Genomic DNA, 4,951 nt, shown 5'->3' on the forward strand with positions numbered 1-4,951 from the left:
AAAACCTCTAACAAGGTTTACCACACTTCCAACACCCCTCCGCTCACCCCCTTTTTCCCCTCCGACTTTCTCCCTTTCAGAGAGAGAAAATATAGGTTGGGAGTACCCTTACAGGGGGCTTAGATTATCAATACAGCAATTCCCTATTTTCAGTTGTTATTATAGCCTGTCCGAAAGAGATTTTCAAGCCCTCCAGACAGGCTTCTTTTACAGCTCCATGCCGCCCATTCCTCGCTGGTGCTGCTGTTGCTCCTGCTGCTGTCCGATCTCCGGATCGGGCAGCAGCTCCCTCGCCTTTTCAAGCAGAGGACGCAGACGCTCCGGCAAGTGTTCTTCCAAGAAGTCCAGCATCCGACCGATGCCGTCCGTCAGACGCTCGGTGAAGCTGCGTTCCTCCTGCAGCTCGGATTGCAGATAATAGTTTTCATCGCGCAGCCTCCGGTTTTCCTGTTCAAGCCTCTGCTGCCGCTGCGCTTCTTCCAGCCACTTCTTCATGGACGGCACCTGTGACCGCAGACGGGTGTTTTCCTCCGTCAGCTCCTGTACCTTGTGCCGATCCGTCACGCTGCGCAGTGCCATTTTCTTTAGCTGCTCGACCTGATCCACCGTCACGCCCTTTACTGCCCCTGTGAGCGTCTTTTCCGGCTGAATATCATGCAGGGGTGCATTTACCCTGTCAGCCTCCTTTAAGAGCCGCACAGTGCCTTTCAGAGCGTCCCGCTGCCGTTCCAGCTCAGCAACCTCCCGCTCTACTGCCGCTGTCTGCTGCTGCACCGCTTCCAGCCTCGCAGCCGCTTCCTTGAACTGTGGCAAGTCCATGTGCGGTCTGTTCGTGCCGAGAGAGATAATTTCAAAATCGTGCCGCTGGGCGATCTCCGTCAGAGCTTCTTTCTCCCGTTCCATCCACGCCGCCCATTCGGTCTGCTTTCTGCCGACACCGACAAACCCCTGCTGCTTCAATGCCTGTTTCATAGATACCCTTGTAGAAAGTCCTCTTGACTGCTCCGTTGCCACAGGGATAAAATCGACATGGAGATGGGGCGTTGCCTCGTCCATGTGCAGCACCATATTGAACACCCGCAGATGGGGGTTGCGTTCTGCAAAAGACTCCGCAAAATCTTTCAGAGCTGCCGCCGCCCGTTCTCCGTCCGGCGTACCGCACCCACAGTCTCTCATGTTGCCGATCTGGAAGATCGCTTCATGGAACAGCTTTTCCTGTTTACTCTGCCGGATATGCTCATAGTAGTCCGGTATCTTATCTCTCGTTTTGGTTTTCTTTGCGTTGTAGGCTGCGAGAGCTTCATCAAAGACCATATGATAGACCTGCTTCAGATCCTCGTTGCAGAAAACAATGTTCTGCTCCGTCCGGCTCCGGTCTACATTCGCCGCTGAGAAGCTGCGGTTGTTGTGCCGGATGCTCCCTGCACCTGTCATACCCGAAATCGTAACTCCCATAAAATCGCCCCCTTTCCGCTTATTCTTCCGTCCTCTATTTTATCATAAATTTCCGCTAAAAATAACCTCTTTGTTACTTTCTGGTGAGAAAGTAACGCAAAAGCACTTTCACACCGCCACCCCATCGGTGCAGCGGTGTGAAAGTGCTTTGCGCCCCTAAAGGGGAGGGGTTGCCGGAGCTGCTTCACTGCCGGCTCGTGCCTGCTGCTCTGCCAGCTCCGGAGGGGCGCTGCCCCTGCCGTCTGCGGACGGCTCCCCGAACTTCATCCCACCGATAAACTGGAAGTTATTTTACTTGCGTTCTATAAATCCTATGATTGAAAAAATCAATCCTACAATCCCAATTCCGATAACGAGCAGCCCCATTCCTGATGAGCAAAGAGAAATTATAATGGCAAAGAGTAGTATTGCAATACCTAATCCAATTTTCTTCATTGTAAATCCTCCTTTACAAATCCCGATTTGTCGTTCTGTTTAGTCCCCAAAGAACTTACTAAACCAGCTACGCTTTTGAACCGGTTCTGTCTCACGCTCCGGCTGATCGGCTCCGGCCTTGCCGGAAAGAAGCTGCTGATGCATCGTCCCAGCATGGAGAGCCTGGGCCGCTGCCGCAGTCTGCTGTGCCGTCACCAACGCCGAGCTGACCTCCGCCAACCTTGCGTTCAGTTCCTCGATCTGCTTGTCCTTTACAGCAAGTTGCTCGCTTTTCCGGTCTAATTCTCCCTGCAGCATAGCGATCAAAGTGGTTTCGCAAGTTTCGCAACTTGCTTTCGCCGGTTGCGAAACTTGCTTTCGTTCAACACCTAAATAATGCTGATATATGGCGGTTTTTTGACTTTCGCTGATTGCGAAACTTCCTTTCGCATCTTTCGCAACATGGTTTCGCCTACACCATGCACGAACTGCCTGTTCCGACACGCCACATTCTATTGCAATTTCCGTTATTACACCCGCCAAATATCATCACCACTCTTTCATCCAGAGTTAATCTCAAAACAAATCGCTATGAGATCCCGTCCTTATCAATTTCAAAATCAAAGTCTGCCGAACAACTTTATAGACCAACAGCCAGTCCGGCTCGATGTGACATTCTCTCATGTCCTTATAATTTCTGGAATTAGTGAGAGCATGATCTCGATACGCCTCCGGCAACGGCTGCTCGTTACACAACAGCGTGATCACTTCCTCCAACTTCTTCGGATCGCAGCCTCTCTTGATCGCAAGCTTGTAATCTCGTTTGAACTGCCCCGAAAACTCCGGCTTAAGCATTCAGCGCCTCCATCAGATCTGCAACGCTATCAAACGGACCATACATATCCTCTCCCTTTTCTGCCGCCTCCATCGCCGCATAGGTAACAGCATTCGGCTCGTCAACCTTGACTTCAAAGGGAAGTCCATGACACCTAAGTGCCTGTCGATAAAAAATACCCGTTGCCGTACTCAAATCCATTCCGAGGGACTTAAAGAGAGCTGCCGCCTGTGCTTTCAGCTCCGGCTCCATTCTTATCGTCATATTTCCTTTAGCCATAATAGCACTCCTTTCCTCGTCATTTTTAGCTTGCACTAATATTATATTCAATATTCGTGACATTTGCAAGTGCATTGCAAATGTTTTTTGCAACTTTTCTATGAACAGTGCTTTCTATATGGTAACACCGCAGCGTGTACATTTAGGGGGTGAAAAAGCCTTATTTCGCGCGGTTTTCAAGCCTCGTTTTCGGTGGGGTAATATAAAACCCTTACCCGCCCCGAAAACGCCTTGTAGGGCGTTTCTGTGGCGTTTACAGCCCTTTCTTAAATTCCTCCACCAACAGATCGCTCAAAGCCTGTGATGGGCGTATTTTGACCGTTATATGCCCCTCCGGTACGGTGTCCCACCATTTGCGGATCGTTTTCGGATCAAGTCCGGTGTCCCTATGACAATCGGCCTTGCGTCCCTCTGGATGCTCCTGCCGCCACGCATAGACTTGCGCTTTCTTTTCTTCTGCCCCTTTTCTTCTCCATGTGCCGCCAGGATAATCCACTTCCTGCACCGCCCTTGCTCTTTTCAAATGCTCTTTCTGTGATCTACCATTCCTCTTGTTGCGCTCGATGCGAACATCGGTCAGAGCTTCAATATCGGAAATCGTGAAATTGTAATACTCCTTGTCGTAGGCTTCCAGCGCACTCCGTATATCTTCCTCGGTCAATGCGTTCTCATGCTTCACCATCTGCAGATCATCAAAAGCCTCTTTCATATCCTGCCGGAGCTGCTGCTTCGACACACCGCATTTGTAAGCATAGATAGCAAGGCACATCAAAAAGAAATACCGATGCCCGCCCTTTATCTCTCCGATCTGCCGCAGCCACCAATGGTAGAGCGCATACGGATCATCACCATGCACCTTTCCGGCAATATCCCACTTCTTGCGTCCTTTCTCGCCTCTCACAACAACACGCTCATACCACTCCGGATATGCCTCCCTCGCCTCAGCTCGTGTCATTTTGGATGGGCTGAAAGGCTTATTGACATCCACCCTGTTTTCTGGCTTTGCGTAGGCGTTCAGATAATCCAGCGTTACCCGTTCTCCGGTACGGAAAGCGACCAGCTCCGTCCCATGCTTGTCATTGATGCTGCCCACCATGCGGAAGCTCTGATTGATGGATTGATACTGGATCGCCTTGACCTGCGAAGTGCTGCCATACTCCCATAGCCGGAAAGTGAGGTCATATTTCAGACTTTTAAGCTGAATTTTTATATTCGGGTATAGGTCAATCGGCTGCTGGAAAACATAGTAGATATGCAGCCCTGTCCCCGACAGAACAAGGAAAGTCGGCATCGGCAACCGGCGCACTCGCTCCGGATCGCCGCCAAAGCGCAGAAAGAGGTTGCGCAGCTCGGCAAGACCTACGCCATCCAGATCGAAGATCAGAGCATACATCCGCTGGGCGTTCTCCAGCCTGTTCTCCTTTCTGCGATATGCAAGACCGCTGCACAAAGTAAGGCTGTTCCCCTCGACAAACTCCATGTAATCCTGTTCCCATGTGTCGTTATACATCTTCCTGCGCCGGAGCTTCTTATCCTCGCTCTGTTCGTCCCGATACAGATACACAGCGTTCGGATGGGAAAAATCCGTGTGCCGTTCTCCGGAGTTCTCATTGTCCGGAAACAGCTCTTTATAAAACTCATAGCCTCCGACCTCCGGATATTGTGCGCTCAAATACTCGTAGCAGCCTCGATAATTCTCGGTCATATTACCACCTCACAAAAGAAAAAGTACCAAAAAGAAAATCCGCTGCGGCGGGGATCGCCTGCGGGCGGGAAGGGGGAAAAGGGGGAGCAAAAGAGCGGCGGCTACGCCGCCTTAAAGAGAAAGTCACCTCCCCCTTTTCCCCCTCGCTGCGGGTCATTGAAAGTGCCGCCACTATGGAAAACCCGATGGGTTTACCACAGTGGCTTGGAAAACCTCTAACAAGGTTTACCACACTTCCAACACCCCTCCGCTCACCCCCTTTT

Annotated in this window: 6 protein-coding genes; all 6 read right to left on the reverse strand. The window is 51.1% G+C overall.

Annotated features, from left to right (window positions below; translation table 11 throughout):
* Nucleotides 1-207: 207 nt before the first annotated feature.
* On the reverse strand, nucleotides 208-1,455 hold the full coding sequence (locus FGS84_RS30310) for a plasmid recombination protein (protein WP_138311858.1): 1,248 nt from the start codon (nucleotides 1,453-1,455) through the stop codon (nucleotides 208-210).
* A 291-nt stretch (nucleotides 1,456-1,746) separates the two neighbouring features.
* Nucleotides 1,747-1,890 (reverse strand): hypothetical protein, encoded by a 144-nt coding sequence (locus tag FGS84_RS31145; protein WP_009274458.1) that lies wholly within the window; start codon nucleotides 1,888-1,890, stop codon nucleotides 1,747-1,749.
* Nucleotides 1,891-1,929: 39 nt separating this feature from the next.
* Complete coding sequence (locus FGS84_RS30315; RefSeq protein WP_243130129.1) at nucleotides 1,930-2,373, reverse strand: hypothetical protein; 444 nt, start codon at nucleotides 2,371-2,373, stop codon at nucleotides 1,930-1,932.
* A gap of 72 nt (nucleotides 2,374-2,445) precedes the next feature.
* A complete protein-coding gene (locus tag FGS84_RS30320; RefSeq protein WP_021632616.1) occupies nucleotides 2,446-2,724 on the reverse strand; it encodes a type II toxin-antitoxin system YafQ family toxin in 279 nt (92 codons plus the stop codon).
* Nucleotides 2,717-2,983 (reverse strand): type II toxin-antitoxin system RelB/DinJ family antitoxin, encoded by a 267-nt coding sequence (locus tag FGS84_RS30325; RefSeq protein WP_033119556.1) that lies wholly within the window; start codon nucleotides 2,981-2,983, stop codon nucleotides 2,717-2,719. Before FGS84_RS30325 ends, FGS84_RS30320 begins: the two co-directional genes overlap by 8 nt.
* Before the next feature lie 253 nt (nucleotides 2,984-3,236).
* On the reverse strand, nucleotides 3,237-4,688 hold the full coding sequence (locus tag FGS84_RS30330) for a hypothetical protein (protein WP_199488597.1): 1,452 nt from the start codon (nucleotides 4,686-4,688) through the stop codon (nucleotides 3,237-3,239).
* Between the last annotated feature and the right edge of the window lie 263 nt (nucleotides 4,689-4,951).

Source organism: Clostridium sp. 1001271st1 H5 (assembly GCF_005845215.1).
In the GTDB taxonomy this organism is placed as follows: Bacteria; Bacillota; Clostridia; order Lachnospirales; family Lachnospiraceae; genus Enterocloster.